The organism is Bacillus alkalisoli (assembly GCF_002797415.1).
Classification (GTDB): domain Bacteria; phylum Bacillota; class Bacilli; order Bacillales; family Bacillaceae_I; genus Bacillus_CD; species Bacillus_CD alkalisoli.
Genome location: NZ_KZ454944.1, coordinates 2,086,240 through 2,107,067, shown reverse-complemented (window position 1 = coordinate 2,107,067; position 20,828 = coordinate 2,086,240). Strand labels below are relative to the sequence as shown.

The following is a 20,828-nucleotide window of genomic DNA, read 5'->3' as shown; positions in this document are numbered from 1 at the left end:
ACATAAATATGGATTCAAATGTTTATTTTTTATTTTCCATGGAATGAAGAATTTCTTCGATGGACTCTAATGAATGACCAATATGCCCATTTTCATCATTTAATTGCTGAATGTTTGCACTCATTTGTTGAAGACCTGCTGAAGCCTCTTCCATCCATGCTGCGAAATCACTTGTATAAGAGTCCGTTTGTTTCGTTTTTTCTTTCACATCAAAAGCAAAACGGGAGTAGTCTGCAACGGTTGATTCTAGAAGTTTTAACGTTTTTTCAATTCGATTAAAATAATCTTCTACATCTTTTGTAGACTGAACATTTTGATTCAATTGGTCCAAGTTGCTTGTTAACTTTTGTAATACAGTGTCTTTAGAGTGATTTAAAGCTAATAAGTTATCATTAATTTCCACAGTTGTTTGTTCAGTAATATGAGCTAGCTTTCTTATTTCGTTTGCTACAACGGCAAAACCTTTACCCGCTTCGCCAGCACGGGCTGCTTCGATAGAGGCATTTAGAGCTAGTAAGTTTGTTTGTTCCGTAATTTGCTTAATGTTTTTCGTTAATTCATTCGTTTGTTCGATTCGATCTGTCAGTTGTTGAAAGACTTGGGCTACTCCTGTAACATCGTTTGAAAAACCACTCATATGTTGAACTAAACGTTTTGCTTGTAAGCTGCCATTATTGGATAAATGTGAGGATTCTTTCGTTTTTTCCTCTAAAAACGATGATTTTTCTACCATGGAATCCATCAATGTAGCAACATCATTTGAATGTTCAACAATATAACTAATTTGGTCCGCTTGTTTTTGGCTTGTGCTAGAAATCTCTTCTACTGTATCTGAAATTTCTTTTTGGGAAGAAATGTTCACTTTTAATTTACTATGGATGTTTTCCACTTCTTTCATTAAGTTTATCGCATCCGCTTTAAATAATTCTTGCTTCTTTTCTCTCTCATGCTGTTCTTCCGTCATCTTTATAACTAAATGTTCAAATTGTTGGAATAAAGTTTTTCCGATGTGAACTTGTACAAACGTGATAATTAATAAAATAAAAAACAATAAAAACAAATTCCCTATTTGTCCGTCTAATAACATGTTCCCATTCATAAAGGACCACATAGAATAAGAGAATAACATGGTACTACATATTGCTCCTATGATAAAAACAATCCTATTAAAATATAAAGTTGCTATCGTAAATACTAAGAAAGGTAAAACAAATCCAGATAAGGATGCACCTCTGATTACCAAAATAGTAAAAAATACAATAAAAGTAGCAATAACTGCAAAATAAGGTACGACAAAATGGAAAGTATTATTCCATCTTGCTAGGAAAAATAAAATGATACCTAAACACAACGCCGATAATAGTGTATATGTAATAACAGGAGCTACTGGTACTAATATATTTACTATCAAACCAGCTCCGTACGCTAAAAAAACAACAAAAAACATGAGCGAATTTTTTTTATACAGGTCTTCTAATTTTAATTGTTTAATGCTCATAATATCCGACATTGACTTTCCCCTTCCAACCGCTATAAATAATAATATAATTCTAGCATTCTATTCTACAAAAAAATATAAAATCCTTTAAAGTTTGCGGTTTTCGACAAAAACAAAAAGAAGTTCGTTATTGTTAGCAAACGAACTTCTCAGCATTTCATATAAATAGAGATTTGTATTCCCCATATCCTTCTTTTTCAAGGTCATCGACTTTAATAAATCGTAATGCAGCGGAGTTTATACAATAACGTAGTCCACCTTTTTCGCGAGGTCCGTCTTCAAAAACATGACCTAAATGTGAGTCTGCATCTTTGCTTCTAACTTCCGTTCGTACCATGTTATGGGTTACATCCATTTCTTCAACTACTTGCTCTTTTTTTATCGGTCTTGTAAAACTTGGCCACCCGCAACCTGCATCATATTTATCTAACGAGCTAAATAAAGGTTCACCAGAAACGATATCCACATAAATTCCTTCTTCTGTGTGATTCCAAAACTCATTTCTAAACGGAGGTTCTGTTCCATTATTTTGTGTCACTTCGTATTGAATGGCAGTTAAATTCTGTTTTACCTTTTGGTCACGATCAGAATCTTTCCATGCACTTTTAATATATGCCGCACGCCCTGAACCTGTATGATACATCTTATAACGAAACGGATGTTTCTTATAATAATGTTGATGATATTCTTCTGCTTCGTAAAAAATTTGAGCAGGAAGAATACTCGTCACAATAGGTTTTTGAAACTTACCGCTTTTATCTATAATTTCTTTTGATTTTTCTGCGAGTTGTTGTTGTTCATCATTATGATAAAAGATCGCTGTGCGATAACTGTTTCCTCTGTCATTAAATTGTCCTCCTGCGTCAGTTGGATCAATTTGTTGCCAAAAAATTTCTAACAGTTTTTCGTATGGGAAAACAATTGGATCAAATGTAATTTGGACAGCTTCGTAATGACCAGTTGTTTCGGAACAAACTTCTTTATATGTTGGGTTTTCTTTATGTCCTCCTGTATATCCTGAGACGACTTTTTCTATTCCGGGCTGTTTATCAAAAGGTTTTACCATACACCAAAAGCACCCACCGGCAAATGTAGCTTTTTGAAAATTGTTTTGCATAGAATCACTTACCTTTCTCGTATATATGGAAATAATTATAACAACCATTTTCTTAAATTCACAATTTAAGCACTTAAATTCTACTTAATGTATTGCTTATTATGTTAAAATGTAGCAAGAATTCTTTTTCGTACATACTAGGAGGTCACCATTTTGCAAAAAAAAATAGATGTTTACATCCTTTCAGGTTTTTTAGGTAGTGGTAAGACGACATTACTGAAAAAAATGCTGAAATCTGAAACGGAACTAGGTAGAAAAGTCGCGGTTATAATGAACGAATTAGGGAGTGTATCCATAGACTCTGATCAAGTACCGAAAGATTTACCTTTGTCTGAACTTTTTGATGGATGTATTTGTTGCACCATTCAAGAAAAATTGGAGTCTACTGTCCAAGGTTTATTATATGAAAAAGACTTAGACGCTATTTACATTGAGACAACTGGTGCAGCACACCCTATCGAAGTATTGGATACGTTATTGTCCCCTCTGTTTGCAAGTAGGTTAGAGATTGCAAAAGTAGTATCATTACTTGATGTAACAAGGTGGAATGATAGACATACTTTCTCCATACAAATCCAACAATTAATTAGAGAGCAAATCAAGCATGCGGATCTAATTATTTTAAATAAAACAGATTTACTTTCAGAAGAAAAAGTAGCTTCCGTATTATTTGAAATTCAACAAATAAACCCAAAGGCCGCTTGTTTCCTGACATCATTCGCTGATATACCTTTAGATAGTTGGAAAACAATCTCTTCCATCGAAAGAGACAAACATGAAGCGTTGCATGTGAAAAACGAGCTGAATTTACGTACATTTGTTTATGAGTTTAAAAATGAAATCGATTTAGACGAATTCGAAGACTGGTTAAAGAATCTTCCCGATACTATTTATCGAATAAAAGGTTATATAAAATTCAAGAATACGAGCAGTATCTACTTGTTTCAATATTCATACGGCACACCACTCTACTTAAAAGAACCAATTAAAGTACCATTAAATCTCGTAATCATCGGTGAAGAATTACAAAAAGATATACTAACATCCCAATTAAAAAAATTAGAAGAGGCTGGGACAAAACTAAATTGAATTAAGAAAAATCCGTAATATTCCTAATAACTTAGGAATTTTTCGGATTTTTTTATTTTTTTAAAATTGCATTTTACATTCTTAACTTTCCAGCAGATGATTGGAGCTCAAGCCGAAGACTCCTCGAAAATGCTAACGCATTTCCTTACAAAGGATGTATCGCTTGGTAGCCTTCCTTGTCCTGCGTGAAAGCGTGTTAAGTGAGACCCCACAGGCGCCTGTGCCGAGGAGTAGGTTTTTTCACGACAGTGAAAATAACCTACCTTTATACCGCCCGCAAAAAGCGAAGGCTTGCGCTCCAATCATCTGCGGCAAAAAGGAATATTTTTTGGAATATGTAAGGAAACCTTACAAAAAGGAAGTCAATATATTTCATCTGTAATATAATAAATGAAAAGAGTTAGCTTTCTAAAAAAGCTACATTGGGATGTGTTACGATGAAGTTTGATGAAAAATCGTATAAAGAGAAAAAAGTAATTTCTATAGGTACCGTTCGAGAGCTAACTGGATTATCCGAGAGACAAATTCGCTATTATGAAGAACGAAAACTAATTTTCCCTGCAAGAACAGCTTCAGGCATACGTAAATACTCTTTCTTAGACATAGAAAAACTTGTAGAAATAGCTAATCATATCGAAGACGGCGTACAAACGTATGAAATTAGACAACAGTGGAAAAAGAAAGAAAAAGAACAAGAAAACTGGAAAAAGCAAATGTTAAAAGGGCAAATTCAAGCACATTTCAATAAAAACAATACTGGACATTCTTAACTTAGTTAGTATGTATAAAACTTCCTAAAAAACAAATAGTATAACTAGGAGGTGGACATACAATGACTTCACCATATTTATGCCCAAATTGTAAAACGAACCGATCTCGTTTTAATATTATTGAACAAGTACCTAAATCGGTAAAACTTAATCCACAAACGGGCGAAGTTTTAACAGAATTCTCTTCTGAAAACTTAGATGCTTTCCATATTGCTTATAAAGGTCCTTCACATAAAGTGCAATGTGGAACATGTGGGCAAATTGAAGAAGAAAGAACTTTCATTAAACACGCAGAATTAAAAAATACGTGACGCTAGTAGAAAATCTACTGGCGTTTTTTTATGGAATGAAACATACACAATAGTCCAAGTCATCGTGAATATGCTTATACCATATGGTTATTTAGTTATTTATTATAATAGCGAGGTGTAGACATGGACTTTCAAGCAAATAACAGAAATTTCGAGGAAGAAGCAGAAAAATATTGGTTAATGGCTAATTTCTTTCAATATGTAGACCCAATGAAACACTTATACTACTACAAGAAATATATGAACTTATCTTCCCAATCTATTCAAATGAGGAACAACTCAAGTGTTCGTTTTCTCCATGCTTCCCCTGATGCTCCAGCAGTAGACGTATATATAAATGATGAAAGAACATTTACAAATGTTAGGTATAAAAACATTAGTGAATATGTTGAGCTTCCAGGAGGTGTTTATCAAGTAAAAGTTTATCCTACAGGTGAAAAAAATGTAGCAGTTTTAACAGAATCACTAAGTGTGGAACAGAATGAGTTATACACAGTTGGAGCAATTGAAGAAGTTAACAATATTAATTTATTTATTTGGACAGATGATCCTAGTGTGCCAACAAGTGAAACGAAATTTAGATTTATACACGTATCATCTGATACCCCAAATGTAGATATAGCTGTTCAAGGTGGAGATGTTGTTTTTTCAAATGTTGCATTTAAAGAAGTTACAGAATATTTAGGGTTAACACCTATGACAGTTGACCTAGAAGTTAGAGTCGCTGGTACTAAAAATGTTGTGTTAACATTAGACAGAATTAAATTTAGACCTGACATTGGATATACAGTAATTGTCGTGGGGTTTGCAGAGAAAAAGCCAGGTTTAGAAACATTATTTTTGGTGCCGTAACTTAAAAATGCTCAGTCGACTGACTGAGCACCCCTTTTCATAATATTAGCACCATGCAGCACCAACAATGATTAATAGAATGAATAATACTACGATTAACACGAAAGAGTTACCACCAGGATAACCTGCGCCAGCTACTTGAGGGCCGTAACCGTAAGATGGACCACACCAACCCATAATTGTCACCTCCTTATAAGTGATACATTCACCGCTATATAAGGTGCACTTTTCATATTCCAGAAGTAGAGAATTAAGGAGATATATTAAGCACACTCTCCTGAGAACATAATTATCTCAAAATACCTGCGCCTACAATGATTAACAAGATGAATAAAACTACTACTAAAGCGAAACCAGATCCATATCCAGTATGACTCATGTTGTACACCTCCCCTTCTTTCCTAGTGATAATTTATGCAGTTACGCCAAAAGTGTAAAGGCGAATGCCCATATCTAGGAAAAATAGGGATTTAACCTGATTAATACGTTTATTTTATAACAAAAAAAAAGACCTGCTTCTATAAGCGGTCTTCTGTTCGTTTTATTCTACAGGTACGTATAATCTAAATACTAAATCGTCTTTTTCTAGGTCAAAATTTACTAACTTAACTTTTGTATCGCCTTGAAGTTTTAGTTCCGTAATTCCTACGTAGATTAATTGTTCGCTTGGAGAAATCGTTACCCACTCAGGTAAAGGATAATTGTCAGCTACGTATTTCAACACCATCGCTACTGGTACTTGTAGTCTACCAATAGACATCGAATCTTGATTAAGAATAACATCTCCATTTTCTTGGACTTCTGGAACAAATGTCATCGTTAATGGGATATTTCGCTCAAAAACTGTTATTTCTCCACGTAACTCTACGCGATCGGTTAGGGTAACATCATAGTTCAATGGCCGCTTCGTTTCTCTTGTTAAATAATAATCAATCAAATCATTCAAGTCTTCTTTATTCGATTGAATGGTAAAGCCAACTCTTTTTCGTTCATCTTCATTTTTATTAAACATTATTTTGTTACCGTTTGGTAAAAAAATAAGGAAAGAAACAGTTAGAGCGATTATGATATTAACTATTAGTAATATGAAAAATGATGATTTCCAAGATTTTATTCGTTGTAACATGGTAACTACTCCTCTACAGGCTCATCGAAAGCTAGTTTTTTATACTGCTGGTCAATAGCCTCTACCACTCGTTCTCCAATTAATGAATAGCCAATTTCATTTGGGTGAAACTGGTCATCATCTAATAAATGTTGAGTAGGATCTAAAAATATATCATCAATAGAAATAAAATGTGTATTTTCATAATTAGCTAAAACTTTTGCACTAACATTATTCCAATTAGTAACGACTTCATTCATTTCGTGTATTTCTTGGAAAAATTGATAAAATGGATTAAAAATTCCGATTACATAAATAGGGCTAACTTCATTGTGCTCTCTAATTGTCCCAAGTACGTCTGTAAACCGCTCTCCATATAGAGTCTGTTCTTTATCAAAAAGAGGAAAAGTTAAAGATAAGAAGTTTTCACGAACTACTTTCATTAAATCATTTCCACCTATTGTTATAAAAATAACATCGGCTTCTGTTAGGGATTGTTTTACTTCATCTGAATTAAGGCGTCGTTGTAAATGGTCTGTTCTGTTTCCTCGAACACCTAAATTTTTAATAGCAACATTGTCGATATATGATTTTTCCTCGTAATAATCCTTTATAAATGGTACATAACCACCACTATTCGTTTGGTCACCAACACCTTGTGTTAAAGAATCTCCAAAGAAAACTAAGTTTAAGGATCGATCAAAAAATTCATTTGTAATTTCCTCTTTTTCGTTTAATGCTAGCTGTTTTAATTGGTTTTCATTAACTACTTCTTCTGTAAATTTATTAAAAAAACCGTCTTCTGTCGAAAGTTTTTGGTTAATTGTATGTTTTCGTTCTTGTAGTTTGTCTAAAATAACGTTTGAACTGGAGCTGTTTGTAGAACTACAACCAGCTACGAATATTAAAATAAATACGAAAGATAATAAAAGAATTAATTTTTTCATTATGCTCACCCTTTAATGCTGTTACTACTATTATAGCACTTTTATCTCAATGCTGATACTCTTACACATCCTTTAATATGTAACGGAAAAAAGCTAATAATGTATACATTACCTTTGATTATCCATATTAAACATAAAGTTCAGTTGGAGGTTTTGTTGATGGATAAAAAAGGAAATGGCGAGAAAGAGATTTTAGCTTGTAATAAGGAAGTGTCGAAAGATTTATTTATGAAGGAGTTATATGCAATTGTGGATGATGGTGCCCGCTCATCTGTTGAAGATGAAGAAAAATCAAATAAGGATGCGTAAGACGCATCCTTATTCTACTAACTTCATTTATTGGCTGTGTTAAAGGCCGCTGTTGATTTCAACAATATTTAATAACATAGCCTATTTATTTAATAATATTTGTGCATGTTCTAATATTTCTTCATATGGAACATCAAGTCCATCGTAGCTTTTCACTACTACACCTTCTTCGTTAACTAAGTACACCCTTGTACCGTGTATAACTTCGGGGTCATTTTTAGGTTTTACAACGATGGCCTTGAAATTTTTCATTGCATATTCTTCGATATATTTTTGAGAGTAGCCAGTAATAAAGCTCCAATTGGAGTAATCTGCATCAAACTTGTTTCCAAATTCTTTAAGAGTGGCGGGGTCATCAATTTCTGGATCAACAGAGAAAGAAAGCAATTGAATATTAATGTCTTGTTCTGCAGCTATTCTTTGTAAACGAGCCATGTTAGCTGTCATGGGAGAACATACAGTAGAACAGTTTGTAAAAATCATATTTACAACTGTTACCTCTCCCTTTACGTCATTAGATAAACTAAAGTCCTCCCCATCTTGGTTTATGTGACTAAAATCTTCTAAAGGCCAGTTCGTTTTGTCAGGTATTGTTGCTTCGTTACATGCCGTTAGCACTAGTGAAGCTATGAATAGTAATGCCAAAGAATAAAATTTCTTCAAATTATTTCACCTTCTTCATGAATTCCTCTTCTACTGAGTTTAATTTCTTATAAAGTTCGTTTAATGAAAAACGAACTTTATAAAAGTTTGTATACAAGTTGTACTAATAAAAATACTAAATTTTTAGCTGTGTTAAAGCTTAGTGTAGGTAAAAAAACTAACCTGTTGATTTCCGTGCTAGTCTGAGACTCCTGCGGGAGAAGCAGGTAGCGGGAGACCCCACAGGCGCTTGCGCCGAGGAGTAGGTTTTTTCACGACAGTGAAAATAACCTTCCTTTTTACCGCCCGCGGAAAGCGAAGACTGGTACGGAAATCAACAGTGGTCCTTTACACAGCCAAATATTAAATAATAACAAGCTATAACTCGTTTTCGGATAGTAGCTATACATTATGACACGTACTCCATTACAAATACTATCAAAAATCATTGCTATAGAAAAGAAAAGGAACTTGAGTTTGTCAATTAAACGAAAAATGTGAACATAATTGTTCACATTTAGGAAAGCAGGTTATACATTTATGAAGATGGAAAACTTAACAATCTTAGCTATTTCCTCTACTTCATTTGTACTCGTATTAGGAAATTCTCTCTTAATTCCGATCCTCCCTGAAATGAGAACAGATTTATTATTAACCGAGACAGAAGTAAGTCTAATCATAACGATTTTTTCTATTGTTGGGGCCATTACTATTCCTTTTTTAGGTTACTTGTCGGATAATATTTCACGAAAAAAAATAATCTTAGTTTCCTTATTCTTGTATGGTGTTGGTGGCTTAATAGCTGGTGTGGCTAGTTTAAATGTATCTTCTTTTACACTGGAGTGGTTATTGGTTGGTAGAGTGTTACAAGGTATTGGTTCTGCAGGTACTGCTCCTATTGCTCTTGCATTGACTGTAGATGTTTTCAAAAAATCAGAGCAAGTAAAAGTATTAGGGTTAATAGAAGCAACAAATAGTTTTGGTAAAGTCATTTCCCCACTACTTGGAGCGTTGCTTGCCATCTTTATGTGGCCATTAGTGTTTTTTTCTTTTCCGTTGTTTTGTGCCATTATTTTTGTTCTTATTGCCTTTTTTGTAGAGGAAAAGAAAGTGGTTCCAAAAGCAAGGCAAAGTTTCGGAAATTATGTTAGCGGTCTTAAAGGAGTAATGAATCAACAAGGAAAATGGATTCTTGTTAGCTATGTAGCTGGTGGAACGTGCTTATTTCTTATATTTGGAATGCTCTTTTACATAACGGAGTTTTTAGAGGCAAGATATAATACACACGGAGTCATCAATGGACTCTTATTATCTTTTCCATTACTCTTTTTAACGCTCGGTTCCTATTTTATTGGAATGAGAATGGAGAAAATTAAAATCAATAGAGTAGATATTGTGATTTTTAATTTTATTATTTGTTCTCTACTATTTCTAGTTTTACCTTTCATTACGTCATTAGGACTCTTTTTTGCCATAGTGTCCATCATTAGTGGCTCGATCGGTTGTATTCTACCTTGTATTAACGCCATCATTGCTACTAACTCGGATTCATCTTCTCGAGGTTTTGTAACTAGCATATATGGTTCTGTCCGTTTCATTGGTATTGCCCTTGGACCTTTAGTCTTTGCACAATTTATGATTGAACGAAACTTCATACTATTCTTCTCTTTAGCAGTATGGACAGTAATAGTTGCTTTAAGCTCCTATTACTTCATAAAAAAATCTTCGTACGAGAACGAAGAACAACTGCAACCGGAATAAGATGTTGTTAGAATAGTTCTTTATGAGTATTTATCGAATTGAACTGCTGGTGGTGTGGACGACTCCTGTGGGAAAATCAGGCAGCTGAGACCCCGCAGAGCCGACTGGCTCGAGGAGACTCACCGCCTCCCCCGCGGAAAGCGTCCACACCACCGGCACGGAATTATATTTACTTTCTAAATTATTTTTGGTACTTCCTCATGTTCGGACGAAGGTTCTTTATACTAACGATTATTGCTCCAAAGGTTAGGAAAATAAAAGCCAATACAAATCCTACGCCGATCGGTAACTGAATGCCTGAATAACGACTAATTTCCGCATGTATTTCTTGTGTGAAGTTTGTCGTCATAATGATAAATGGATTAAACATGGCAATAAAATATGGAATTGGATTTGTGGTCCCTTCCCCACCTACACTTCCTATCAGACCAATAGAGAATACGGTTAACAAAGCTGTTCCAGCGGCTAAGAAAAAAACAACTCCGTACGTACAAATCATCGCCACCATTGTTTTTCGTATAAGTGTAGAAAACATTACGCCAATACTACCAAAAGTTATCATTGTTATAAGATAGATCATAAAAGTGTAAAACAATAATTTAGGTGAGATTCCACCAAACAAAAATACAATACTATATAAAGGTAAAGAAGAGATGACAATAAGCAACAGAAAGGATAGAGAAGAAAACAACTTACTCAATATGATACTTGTAGATGTTTGTTGGGTCGTTAACAAAATGTTTAATGTTTGCTTTTCACGTTCACTACTAATAACACTAGCTGTTAAACCTGGAGTCATAAAAAAGATTAATGCTAGCTGAACGAATGCAATTAATGTAAACATCCCTCTACTGTTATCTGGATTAAAAAAGCCTGCACTTTCAAAACTAGTTTGTAGATAAATAAAAAGTAAGGCAATTAAACCGAGTATCGCTAAGTAGAAAAATATTGCTACAAAGCTTTTGAAGCTTCTAAATCTTAGTTTGAATTCTTTGTTTAGCATTGGATTCGTTAAGAGATGTTTCATTCTTCCACCCCTTTCGTAATCTCCATAAAGATATCTTCTAAGTCTGTAGCTTCTTGACTAAAGTTTAATATTTTCAGCCCATGTTGTAGTGCAGCATGGAGCATGTCAACTTGTTCTTCCTCACTACCAGTGAAGCTAAAGATAATCGTGTTTTTTTCTTTTTCTTCCACGTTAGAAATAGTTGATTGTCCGGCAAAAAACTTCAATGCTCCATCTATATCATTCAGCACAGTTACATGAAAGATTTTGTTGGCTTGTAATCTTTTATGAACTTCCTCAACTCTTCCTGTTGCAACAAGTTTCCCACCATTAATAACACCGATTGTGTCACACATTTCAGCTAACTCCGGAAGAATGTGTGAACTAATCATAATGGTCTTGCCCATCTCCTTTAAATTCTTCATGATACCACGCATCTCAATTCTAGCTCGTGGGTCTAAGCCTGATGCTGGTTCATCTAATATTAATACTTCTGGATTGTGTATTAACGCACGAGCCAAACAAAGTCTTTGTTTCATCCCTCGGGAAAGAAGATCAACATAGGAATCTTTTTTGTTGGATAAATGAACTAACTCTAATAGCTCTGGTATTAATTTATCACGCTCACTAGAAGGAATGCCGTAACTGGCACCATAAAAATCTAAATATTCATCTGCTCTTAATTGGTCATAAACCCCAAAAAAATCAGGCATATAGCCAATATGTCTTCTTACTTCATGCGGTTGTTTCGTAACATCGTATCCGTTTATTGTTGCGGTACCACTAGTTGGTGCTAAAAGCGTCGCTAAAATTGAGAAAGTTGTCGATTTCCCAGCTCCGTTATGACCTACATAACCAAAAACAGAACCTTTTTCGATAGACAAATTCAAAGAATCTAAAGCCTTAATGTTACCATATGTTTTTGTTAGATTCACAATGTTAATCATGTTTTAGTTCTCCTTCTAGCTTTATTCTTGGTAGGAACAATTCCCGGTCTTCTTGAGAAGAATTTTCTACGATGATTTCGACTTTATTTGAGCTTCTAATGTAATCCGAAATATCCTTATCGATCGTAACGGATGCAGCTTCTAACTCTACTAATTCATTACTGTTTTGATTGACGATAGAGAACCTAAGCCCTTTATTTCGTTCAGAAACTGTAATGTTTAATAAAGAAAAGTTTGTCGTTTCTTTTTTTATGGCTTCAGGTATTTCATAAGTAATAGAATAGGAGCCTTTTCCTACAAAAGCAGTTTTATCTTCTTCATGTAATCCGTCGAAATAAATAAAGCCATCTTTATTTTCTACGATGTCGATGTTCGTTATAAGTGACTCTTCTGTTAAGGAGAAAGATCCTCCAACTTTATTTGTAATTTGTATTGGAATGGCTATTAGGTGTAAGGCGGATTTCCCAGATTCTTTTCCATTTACTTTTGTATCGTATAAAGGGACCGTCGTATACCCAATGATTACGGGTGAATTAAAATTATGCGTCATACCTTTTCTTACAATCAATAATTCTAACAGTCTATAACGCTTGAAATCTTCTAATTCTGACTTTTGTAACCTTGTGCCATATTCTCTATTTGCAAAATTCGGGAACAAGTTATTCAAAGCACTATAATTAGGTGGTAAAATATGTGAGGCACTTTGATTTCCAATGGAAAAGGAAAGATTTTTCTCTTCACCAGATGCTAGGCTGCCAATTTCGTAAACGTGACGTCCAGTTAATATATACGCATCGTTCATTTTTATCGGTAAATTATTGAGAACAACTCCTTCTAGCTTTCCATCGTTAATTTCTAGTTTGGAAGAAAACGTTCCTAATTGTATTCCAGATACTGGACCAACCGCTGAACGGATTGACCAATATTCTACATCATTAAACTCGACGCTATTTGATTTCCCTCCTACATGTAAGTAAGCATATTTTCTTGCAATGTCACTATCGCCTCGGTACGTTCTACTTACTGGAAACAAGTCTACATGTTTATTTTCAATCTCATATTGCCCGCCACTGTTAGAGAGAAAAGAAACAACGCCATATCCTGAGGCTTTATCTCCATCCAAAAGGAGAATACTAGATTCATTGATTTGAGTGCCTTTTAGTCTATCTTTTGCTCCAACTGTAAAGATAAGTAAACTTGTAACGACCGCAATAGTTGGAACAAGCCACCAAGCATGTTCTCTTTTATTCTTTCTTTTTAAGATAAAATATAGTACCGGGGTAATTAAAAGTAAATATAATGCAAAACCAAAGATTAAGAGAGGAACAGAAATAACATTGCCTGGATAGATGTCTCCAATGTACGACAACGATGACGTAAATTCTTCCTCTATGTTATATCCATATTTTATATCGTTGTTTTTCGAACTAATGTATCTTGTTAAAACTCCTCGGAAATATTCACTTGATTCTTTCCATTCCGTCATTTTATCGTTACTGAAACTTGTTGAAAATTGAATAACTGATCCTCTTCCGAATTGTTTCGTTAATGTAATCGGAATCTCATTCTCACTTGTTATGACACTTACTTTATCGTCTAAAACTGTTCCATTAAAAACTTTCAAGTTGCTTGGCATTTGTTTTGGTGATTTTAATTCGCTTGTGCTACTAGGTGTTAATAGAAGGAAATCCTCCAAGCCTTGCATCGAATTTACAACATTCATGTTCGTATCAAAAAATAATGTTCCACCTTGATATACCCATTCACGAATGGCGTTTCGTTGTTCTTCGGAGAAGCGTTGCAAATCATAATTATTTACAATTATCAAATCTAACATTTCAAGGCCTTTATGGTCATTCGAAAGTTGGGTTTCATCCACTTTAAATAGTTCGATGGATTCACCTTGAAGTCTCATTAATTTAAAATAGTCTACTTTTGTTGCGTCATTACTTAATATACCTGTAATAATCCGTTCAGGTGGAAGCGTACTTGGAGTGGAACCTATGTTACCAGTCAGCTTTATCTCTTTTCCTTTTTTAACGCCACCTTCATAGAAACTGAAGATACTATTATTCAAATTGTGTTCGTACATACCTTTTATTACGATGTCAATTTCCTTCGTTTCACCACTTGAAATGGAAACAGGGATTACATAGCTTCCAGTCATATTGTACGTGGGATTAGAAAATATAACGAAGTCTCCTTTCATCGTTTCATTGCTATGATTTATCAATTGAATGTTGATTGGAAAGGATTTACCAACCTGTACTTTATTTTGAATACCATACTGCACTTTTGCTTCTAATGAATTTTCCGCAAAAGTATTCAACGGAATAATTAACATAGATAATAAAAAAATAATAACCCCATAAAAACCACTTTTTCTCACAATTTATCCCCCTAAAAATTCGCCATACACTAATATATTTTATAGACGAACTTTTAAGAGAAAAAGTTTCGATATTATTGAATTAATTTCACAATGCTCTTCGTATACATACTTAGTGATACAGTCTCAATTAGTGTTTATGATTAATTTTAATCCATTACACCTGTACGAAGAATATTTGAGTCAACTTTAACTGTAAAGATTGCATTCGGGTATAGCTCTCTCCATTGTTCTTTATCAAACTTTTTATAACCTACTCTAGCTCGATAAACGTTACCAAATCCTATTGGATCAGAATTCATTTCCTGAAGTTTATAAATAATTTCTTCTGTATGTTTTGCAATATCTTTGCTAATTTCCTTTTCCAAAAGTTTTACACCTTCTGGTTTTCCGATATCATAGTTTTCTGATATTTCCAGAATACGTGTATCTATTTTTATGGTAACTTCAAAACTAGGAACTGCTTCTTCAACCAATTTTACTTTTACATTACTTCTTAAGTGTTCTAATGATAAGTACATTCTTTCATCATTAGTTTCTTCACCTGGTTTGATGAATTTTTGTAGGTCTTCTTTTGGCATTTCTAATTCAACATTACCTGACTTAAAAGGGTCTTTTATTAGCTTTAGATAAAATAACTCATTTGTCGATATCGATCCTACCACTCTGTCATCTTGAAACAATGCAAGGCCTTTTACGTACATCGTTCCTTGAGAAAAGGAAAGCATTGGTACAGTAGCATCTCTTCCTTCGCTGTAATAACATTGCATAAATTCATGTAAAGTTGGTGAAAGAAGTGATTCTGTTTCTACATTTTGCCTGATGAGTTCATATAAGTATGTTCCTGCGTTTGTTATATCTCTTGATTGTTGAGCGGAAGTGAGTAAATCGTATGCAGATGTTTCACTAACAGCCATATATACCATTGTTCCTATTTCGGCATCTCTTCCTAATGTATCAATATACTGAATCATGCCTTGTTCCGCTAGTTCTTTTCCAAATATAATTGCACGAACTTGTCCTGCCAACAATCTTCTACTTGAAGAAAAGTTTTCTTGCTGTCTAATACCTTTTGCAGTACGAGCAACAGAAGAAACAAGCTTTGTGTTATTTGGATGAAGTGGATCAAATTCGTAATATACAATCGTACCTCTTAATAAATCTTCTTCCTTGTCGTATCCCGCTACTGTTACTAAGCCCAATTCTTCTAAGTTTCTAGACTCTAAACACGCAGTCATTAGAAAACAACAGCCTAATAGTAGAAGAATGCTTTTACATTTATGCCCCATTTTTTTCACCAACTTTTTTTCTAACATTGGAAAGAAAAACAATAATAAAAAGTAATGTTGAATAGCCAAATACTATCCCAAATCCGATTTGACCTACCATATCGATGTATTCATTTATAAATACTCTTTTACGAAAGAACAGGGATATAATGAAAATCATTGCACTGCAAATGACAACAAGGAATTTTTGTTTTACACCAAATGTTTTCTTTAACCCACGTGTTGCTGACCACATGATAATGAGTATATTTGGTAAAATGACAATCAACCAAACAGATACTGTAACAAACTCAAATCTCTCTAAATTCGGAAAGTGAATAATTTTAAACATGGATAAAGTTGCCCATATCGTTAGTTCAAGTTGTTCCCCGCTAAAATATCCTATCGATACAATCATGATCAAAACTAAAAGAAAAGCAGTGAAACCGACTGCAAGATGAGCATAAAAGGGAACTTTTTCTTTGTTTTTTATAAAGGGATAAACGAAAAATAGTGATTCAAACCCCAACACAGTAAACGATGCTTTGTAAGCACCCATCACCAACTCTTTTGGACTAGATTCTAAAATGGGATGAAAAAAGGTAAGATCCATATATTTCATAGGTTCTGTAATAATAAAAACTAACCAAATGGCAAGAAAAAATCCTAAAAAACAAACACCTACAACTGTCCTTATGCCACCGAATACCCCGTAAATGGTTAGTAGTAGTATGATTGAGGCAATCACCCATGAACCCATCTGCGGGAACACCCATGCTTGTACAATTTCTGTATAGGCCAAAATGATGGCCAAAAATCCAGCCAATAAATACGTAATAAAGACAAGATTTATAGCTCCTCCGAACCATTTTCCAAATAAAGCTTTATGAATATCAAATAAATCTTTATCTTTATAACTTTTCAAAATATAACAAATCATAAACATAACGGTATTCATAACGAAATACATAATAAGCAAGGAAATCCAAGCATCCTGTTTAGACTCCATGAAAATGACACGTTGATAACCAGTTACTCCAACTCCCATTTGAGTCGTATGCACAATGAAAAACGTCAAATAGGCAGGAAATAATAAATATTGTTTTTTTATATTGGTAGTGTTCAAATGCACCACAACCTACTCGTCAATATCTTTTGAATAATTTTCTTTAATGGATTTGATAGTGAAAATACTTTTTTTACTTGGATTTTTACTTAACAAATGTCGAGGCAATCTTACAATTGTATTCGCTAGCCCTGAAATTTTTAAAGGATAGGCAGGAAGTAAATATGGCATTCCCACACTTGTTAATCGAATTAAGTGCAGTAATATAAAGGCTAAACCAACTGTTATACCTATGCCACCCCAAAGTCCTGCCAAAATTAAAATAGGGAATCGTATTACACGAATGGCAGTCCCCATTAAATAACTCGGTGCCGTAAATGAACCTAGTGCACTAAGAGCAACAACGATAATTAATATATTACTCGTAAACCCAGCTTCCACAGCAGCCGTTCCTAATACGATACCACCAACAATACCCATTGTTTGTCCGACCTTTGTTGGAAGTCTTGCTCCTGCTTCTCTTAAGAGCTCAATCATTATCTCTAATAGAAACGCTTCAAATATGGGCGAAAAAGGAACTTTGGAACGCGACTCACCTAAGGAAACTAATAGAGCAGAAGGAATCATTTCGTAATGATACGTAATTGTCGCAACATAGGCCGGAGTAAGTAGTACTGACAAAAACATGGTCATATAGCGAAGAATACGAATGAAGCTTCCCATGTTCCATCTCATATATAGATCTTCTGTTGATTCAAAAAAACTAAATAGACTTGCAGGTCCAGTAAGAACCATCGGACTCCGGTCAACAAAAATAGCGATCATTCCACGATTTAAATTATATGTAACTCTATCTGGTAATTCCGTTTGTATAAACTGTGGGAATATGGAATAACTATTATCTTCAATTAATTGAGCTAGTATCGATGTTTCAAAAACGTCATCTACTTCCAAACTGCGAATTTTTTCTTTTAATATGTCAACTGTCTCCGAATCTACTAGCTCTTTTATGTAAACTAGCCTAAGTTCCGTTTCATTCTTCTTGCCTACTCTTTCGTTATCAATACATAAATCGTCTCTCACGATGATTTGCCTGATAATAGTGATGTTTGTACTTAAAGATTCCGTAAAAGATATCTTCGGGCCGAAGACTAATGATTCAGTTTCCGCTTTATCTAGTCCTCGTTCCGCTCTTTTAGAAACATCGATATAAAGTAAAGAATCTTCTTGTTCGATGAAGACGATTGCATGACCAGCAATCAATTCTTTTGTAATATTACTTATGTCACTTTCCATTACTGTATTAATTAAAGGAAGATGTTCTTTTAATTGTTTTATATTCGGTAATAGTTTATCTTCATATTCTAATAATGGTGTAAGCACAAACTGATTTAAATCAGAAGTGTTCACCATCGGATTGTAGTATATTATGACTAGTTTTTTATTGTCTTTAAAAACCATTTTGTGAAATAATAAATCTTCACTATTTTGTAAGTTTTTCTTACAAAGATTAATAAGTTCATCTGAATTTATATTTGATAATGTTACTTGCTGTTCCATCTTCCCTTCACCCTTAAAGTGTAATTACTTGTATGTTTACCAATTCTTTCAAAAATATGAGAAAAACCACTAATTTTAAATGAATTAGTGGTTAGTCGTTTGAGTTTGGATGAAGCATATCGTTTGTTAGCACATGCAGAACTCTAGCGATAAATGTATCATAGTCAAAGTCGATAGCAAAGTTATGATTAGGGTAAGGAGCTAGTTGAATCAATTCTCTTAAGTCCCCTACAGTCTGACCGAAAGCATCTCCTAAACTAACGATTACTTTAACTGGGCGATTCACATATGTGAACGATTCGTTATTAATAGTTGCCCATAAAGCAAGTAAGTCGTGAAGTGGTGCTCCTTTTATTGTTGGTATTTGTGCTTTATAAAATTGATAATAAAAATCCATCATCGGTTTGATGATTTTTCCTATTTTGTTATCTACTTCGTTTGCCGCCTTATCAATTTTATTTACCATTTCAGGTGTTAAAACTGCCCTTTGAGTCACATTTAACGGAATAATCGTTAAATTTTTTGCGTACGTAAATACTACGTTTGACGCATAAGGGTCACCCCAAATATTTGCTTCTGCGACAGGTGTGACATTACCAGGAAAATTAAAGGCTCCTCCCATAATATATATTTCTTTAACTTTTTGCATTGTTTCGGGATATAAAATAAATGAAGTTGCTAGGGAAGTTAATCTTCCAGTATTAACGATAGCTAAATCCCCTTCATACTGCTCAATAATGTCATAAATAACGTGAAAATTTTCAAATAATTCTTCTGGAGATTCACCTTCAAATTGAGGAATAAAACCACCAAATCCTTCAGGTCCATGAATTTCCGGATAAAAGGTTGGGGTTGTTCCTAAACTTGATCGTTCTGCACCACCGACAATGGGAATATCGTCTCTACCAGTTATATCACGCAGATATAATGCATTCCTCATTGCTTGAAATTTTGATACATTTCCGTACTCAGCTACGATGCCTACAGTGTTTATTCCGACTTCATAATAAGCATAAATTAAAGCCATTATGTCATCAATTCCAAAATCACCAAAGAATAAAACATTTTTAGACATTTAAACTCCTCCTAATATTTAGCACCGTTCGGATTATGTTTAATAAATATGTATTCTCTAGAATGGATTAACATACCGATAGCTTCAAATATTAGGAAATTAGTATTGTATAAAAGTAGGTAGACAAACCAAGACAAACATACAAGCAACAATGTTAAAGGAGAATAGGTTATAAGGAATTGAAAATTAAGGAGGAAGGCAAATGTCACATTTTTATAACCAATGTCAAAGATACCACGGTCAAAATGTTACGTTAACATGTCGTGATGGTTCAAGACATACAGGGAGAATTGTAAGAGTTACACCAAGAACTGTATATATTCAGCCGTCTGGTGGTAGACAATTAGGTGGATTCGGTTATGGATTTTATGGTGGGTATTATGGACGTGGATATAGTCCAGTAGCAGTTCCTTTAGCGTTTATTACTGGAATAGTATTAGGTGGATTATTATTTTGGTAAATTAAATGATTTAGACCTCGTTCACAAAACTGTCATTGGCATAAATGATAGTTCTCTATTAGTTTTATGTTATTATAAACTATAGTAAACGGTGAATGAGGTGTTTTTTTGAAAAAGATACTATTTATTTTTGTTTCTGTTTTTCTTTTGATTGGTTGTTCTAATACTAACAATGAAGCAATAAACGATACAGCAGATCAACATAATCATGAAAAACCTTCCTTTATGCAAGGAGATATACGAGAGAAGACTGATTCATTAGCTACTTTACCTAACTTCCTAACAAACCAGTCAGAAAGCATAGTCACTATTTATCAAGCTGCTGCAAATTATGAACATGTTTTAGAGTATATTCCTTGTTACTGTGGCTGTGGAACTTCAGTTGGTCATCGAAACAGTTACGAATGCTTTGTACATGAAAACATTGAAGATGGCTCTGTAGTATGGGATGATCACGGTACTCGTTGTGGAGTCTGCTTAGAAACGGCAGCACTTTCTGTAAGCGAATTTAATAAAGGCACACCTCTTTTAGAAATACGAGAAATGATTGATACAATGTATAAAGAAGGCTATGCAAAACCAACGAATACACCAATGCCTCCATCTAATTAATACTTTTTATATTAAAATAAAAAAACCTGACTTTAAACAAAGTC

At 34.0% G+C, this 20,828-nt stretch carries 22 protein-coding genes and 1 pseudogene; 8 read left to right on the top strand and 15 right to left on the bottom strand.

Features of this window, described 5'->3' with window-relative positions; genetic code table 11:
* Positions 1 to 22: 22 nt before the first annotated feature.
* The 3 genes and pseudogenes from CDZ89_RS20525 to msrA form a co-directional block, all read right to left on the bottom strand.
* A complete protein-coding gene (locus tag CDZ89_RS20525) occupies positions 23 to 637 on the bottom strand; it encodes a methyl-accepting chemotaxis protein (RefSeq protein WP_406564923.1) in 615 nt (204 codons plus the stop codon).
* Between the two features lie 1,018 nt (positions 638 to 1,655).
* Positions 1,656 to 2,108 carry a peptide-methionine (R)-S-oxide reductase MsrB gene (gene msrB, locus CDZ89_RS20520; protein ID WP_406564922.1) on the bottom strand — a complete coding sequence of 151 codons (453 nt, stop codon included), beginning with the start codon at positions 2,106 to 2,108 and terminating at the stop codon, positions 1,656 to 1,658.
* Positions 2,094 to 2,615, bottom strand: a pseudogene (gene msrA / locus CDZ89_RS20515) (peptide-methionine (S)-S-oxide reductase MsrA); the annotation flags it as partial. The pseudogene msrA and the gene msrB, both read right to left, overlap by 15 nt.
* A 153-nt stretch (positions 2,616 to 2,768) precedes the next feature.
* Between msrA and CDZ89_RS10450 the strand changes: the two are divergent.
* The 4 genes from CDZ89_RS10450 to CDZ89_RS10430 all read left to right on the top strand — a co-directional run bounded on the left by CDZ89_RS10450 (position 2,769) and on the right by CDZ89_RS10430 (position 5,637).
* Positions 2,769 to 3,704, top strand: a complete 936-nt coding sequence (locus CDZ89_RS10450) for a CobW family GTP-binding protein (RefSeq protein ID WP_100333673.1) — start codon at positions 2,769 to 2,771, stop codon at positions 3,702 to 3,704.
* Between the two features lie 437 nt (positions 3,705 to 4,141).
* Complete coding sequence (locus CDZ89_RS10440) at positions 4,142 to 4,474, top strand: MerR family transcriptional regulator (protein ID WP_096154389.1); 333 nt, start codon at positions 4,142 to 4,144, stop codon at positions 4,472 to 4,474.
* Between the two features lie 62 nt (positions 4,475 to 4,536).
* A complete protein-coding gene (locus CDZ89_RS10435; protein ID WP_096154388.1) occupies positions 4,537 to 4,785 on the top strand; it encodes a DNA alkylation repair protein in 249 nt (82 codons plus the stop codon).
* 123 nt (positions 4,786 to 4,908) lie between these two features.
* On the top strand, positions 4,909 to 5,637 hold the full coding sequence (locus CDZ89_RS10430) for a DUF4397 domain-containing protein (RefSeq protein ID WP_100333672.1): 729 nt from the start codon (positions 4,909 to 4,911) through the stop codon (positions 5,635 to 5,637).
* Between the two features lie 45 nt (positions 5,638 to 5,682).
* Here CDZ89_RS10430 and CDZ89_RS10425 read toward each other — a convergent pair whose 3' ends face one another.
* The 4 genes from CDZ89_RS10425 to CDZ89_RS10410 form a co-directional block, all read right to left on the bottom strand.
* Complete coding sequence (locus tag CDZ89_RS10425) at positions 5,683 to 5,814, bottom strand: YjcZ family sporulation protein (RefSeq protein ID WP_096154386.1); 132 nt, start codon at positions 5,812 to 5,814, stop codon at positions 5,683 to 5,685.
* Between the two features lie 112 nt (positions 5,815 to 5,926).
* Positions 5,927 to 6,016: a YjcZ family sporulation protein gene (locus CDZ89_RS10420; protein WP_096154385.1), complete on the bottom strand. Its 90-nt coding sequence runs from the start codon at positions 6,014 to 6,016 to the stop codon at positions 5,927 to 5,929.
* Positions 6,017 to 6,178: 162 nt separating this feature from the next.
* Positions 6,179 to 6,763 carry a YpmS family protein gene (locus CDZ89_RS10415; RefSeq protein WP_100333671.1) on the bottom strand — a complete coding sequence of 195 codons (585 nt, stop codon included), beginning with the start codon at positions 6,761 to 6,763 and terminating at the stop codon, positions 6,179 to 6,181.
* Positions 6,764 to 6,768: 5 nt separating this feature from the next.
* Positions 6,769 to 7,689, bottom strand: coding sequence for an SGNH/GDSL hydrolase family protein (locus CDZ89_RS10410; protein WP_100333670.1), 921 nt, complete (start codon positions 7,687 to 7,689; stop codon positions 6,769 to 6,771).
* A gap of 159 nt (positions 7,690 to 7,848) precedes the next feature.
* Here CDZ89_RS10410 and CDZ89_RS19665 point away from each other — a divergent pair, with 159 nt between their 5' ends.
* Positions 7,849 to 7,998: a hypothetical protein gene (locus CDZ89_RS19665; RefSeq protein ID WP_157842716.1), complete on the top strand. Its 150-nt coding sequence runs from the start codon at positions 7,849 to 7,851 to the stop codon at positions 7,996 to 7,998.
* 81 nt (positions 7,999 to 8,079) lie between these two features.
* Here CDZ89_RS19665 and CDZ89_RS10405 read toward each other — a convergent pair whose 3' ends face one another.
* Positions 8,080 to 8,661: an SCO family protein gene (locus tag CDZ89_RS10405; RefSeq protein WP_227521493.1), complete on the bottom strand. Its 582-nt coding sequence runs from the start codon at positions 8,659 to 8,661 to the stop codon at positions 8,080 to 8,082.
* A gap of 519 nt (positions 8,662 to 9,180) precedes the next feature.
* Here CDZ89_RS10405 and CDZ89_RS10400 point away from each other — a divergent pair.
* Entirely contained in the window at positions 9,181 to 10,401 is a 1,221-nt protein-coding gene (locus CDZ89_RS10400) for an MFS transporter (RefSeq protein ID WP_096154382.1), read from the top strand.
* A 181-nt stretch (positions 10,402 to 10,582) separates the two neighbouring features.
* Here CDZ89_RS10400 and CDZ89_RS10395 read toward each other — a convergent pair whose 3' ends face one another.
* From CDZ89_RS10395 to CDZ89_RS10365, 7 genes are all read right to left on the bottom strand, one after another.
* The gene (locus tag CDZ89_RS10395) at positions 10,583 to 11,428 is read right to left on the bottom strand and encodes an ABC transporter permease (RefSeq protein ID WP_100333669.1); all 846 of its coding nucleotides are present in this window, start codon (positions 11,426 to 11,428) and stop codon (positions 10,583 to 10,585) included.
* Positions 11,425 to 12,354 (bottom strand): ABC transporter ATP-binding protein, encoded by a 930-nt coding sequence (locus CDZ89_RS10390; RefSeq protein ID WP_096154380.1) that lies wholly within the window; start codon positions 12,352 to 12,354, stop codon positions 11,425 to 11,427. Before CDZ89_RS10390 ends, CDZ89_RS10395 begins: the two co-directional genes overlap by 4 nt.
* A complete protein-coding gene (locus CDZ89_RS10385) occupies positions 12,347 to 14,743 on the bottom strand; it encodes a hypothetical protein (RefSeq protein ID WP_100333668.1) in 2,397 nt (798 codons plus the stop codon). Before CDZ89_RS10385 ends, CDZ89_RS10390 begins: the two co-directional genes overlap by 8 nt.
* 149 nt (positions 14,744 to 14,892) lie before the next feature.
* Positions 14,893 to 16,032 (bottom strand): Ger(x)C family spore germination protein, encoded by a 1,140-nt coding sequence (locus CDZ89_RS10380; protein ID WP_157842715.1) that lies wholly within the window; start codon positions 16,030 to 16,032, stop codon positions 14,893 to 14,895.
* Positions 16,022 to 17,137, bottom strand: a complete 1,116-nt coding sequence (locus CDZ89_RS10375; protein WP_096154377.1) for a GerAB/ArcD/ProY family transporter — start codon at positions 17,135 to 17,137, stop codon at positions 16,022 to 16,024. The genes CDZ89_RS10380 and CDZ89_RS10375 overlap by 11 nt, the downstream gene beginning before the upstream one ends.
* Positions 17,138 to 17,149: 12 nt before the next feature.
* On the bottom strand, positions 17,150 to 18,637 hold the full coding sequence (locus CDZ89_RS10370; RefSeq protein WP_096154376.1) for a spore germination protein: 1,488 nt from the start codon (positions 18,635 to 18,637) through the stop codon (positions 17,150 to 17,152).
* A gap of 91 nt (positions 18,638 to 18,728) precedes the next feature.
* On the bottom strand, positions 18,729 to 19,712 hold the full coding sequence (locus CDZ89_RS10365; RefSeq protein WP_096154375.1) for a nucleoside hydrolase: 984 nt from the start codon (positions 19,710 to 19,712) through the stop codon (positions 18,729 to 18,731).
* 202 nt (positions 19,713 to 19,914) lie between these two features.
* On the opposite strand from CDZ89_RS10365, the gene CDZ89_RS10360 reads away from it, so the two are divergent.
* Entirely contained in the window at positions 19,915 to 20,172 is a 258-nt protein-coding gene (locus CDZ89_RS10360) for a hypothetical protein (RefSeq protein ID WP_096154374.1), read from the top strand.
* A gap of 108 nt (positions 20,173 to 20,280) precedes the next feature.
* The gene (locus CDZ89_RS10355) at positions 20,281 to 20,784 is read left to right on the top strand and encodes a PCYCGC motif-containing (lipo)protein (protein WP_096154373.1); all 504 of its coding nucleotides are present in this window, start codon (positions 20,281 to 20,283) and stop codon (positions 20,782 to 20,784) included.
* Positions 20,785 to 20,828 lie beyond the last annotated feature (44 nt).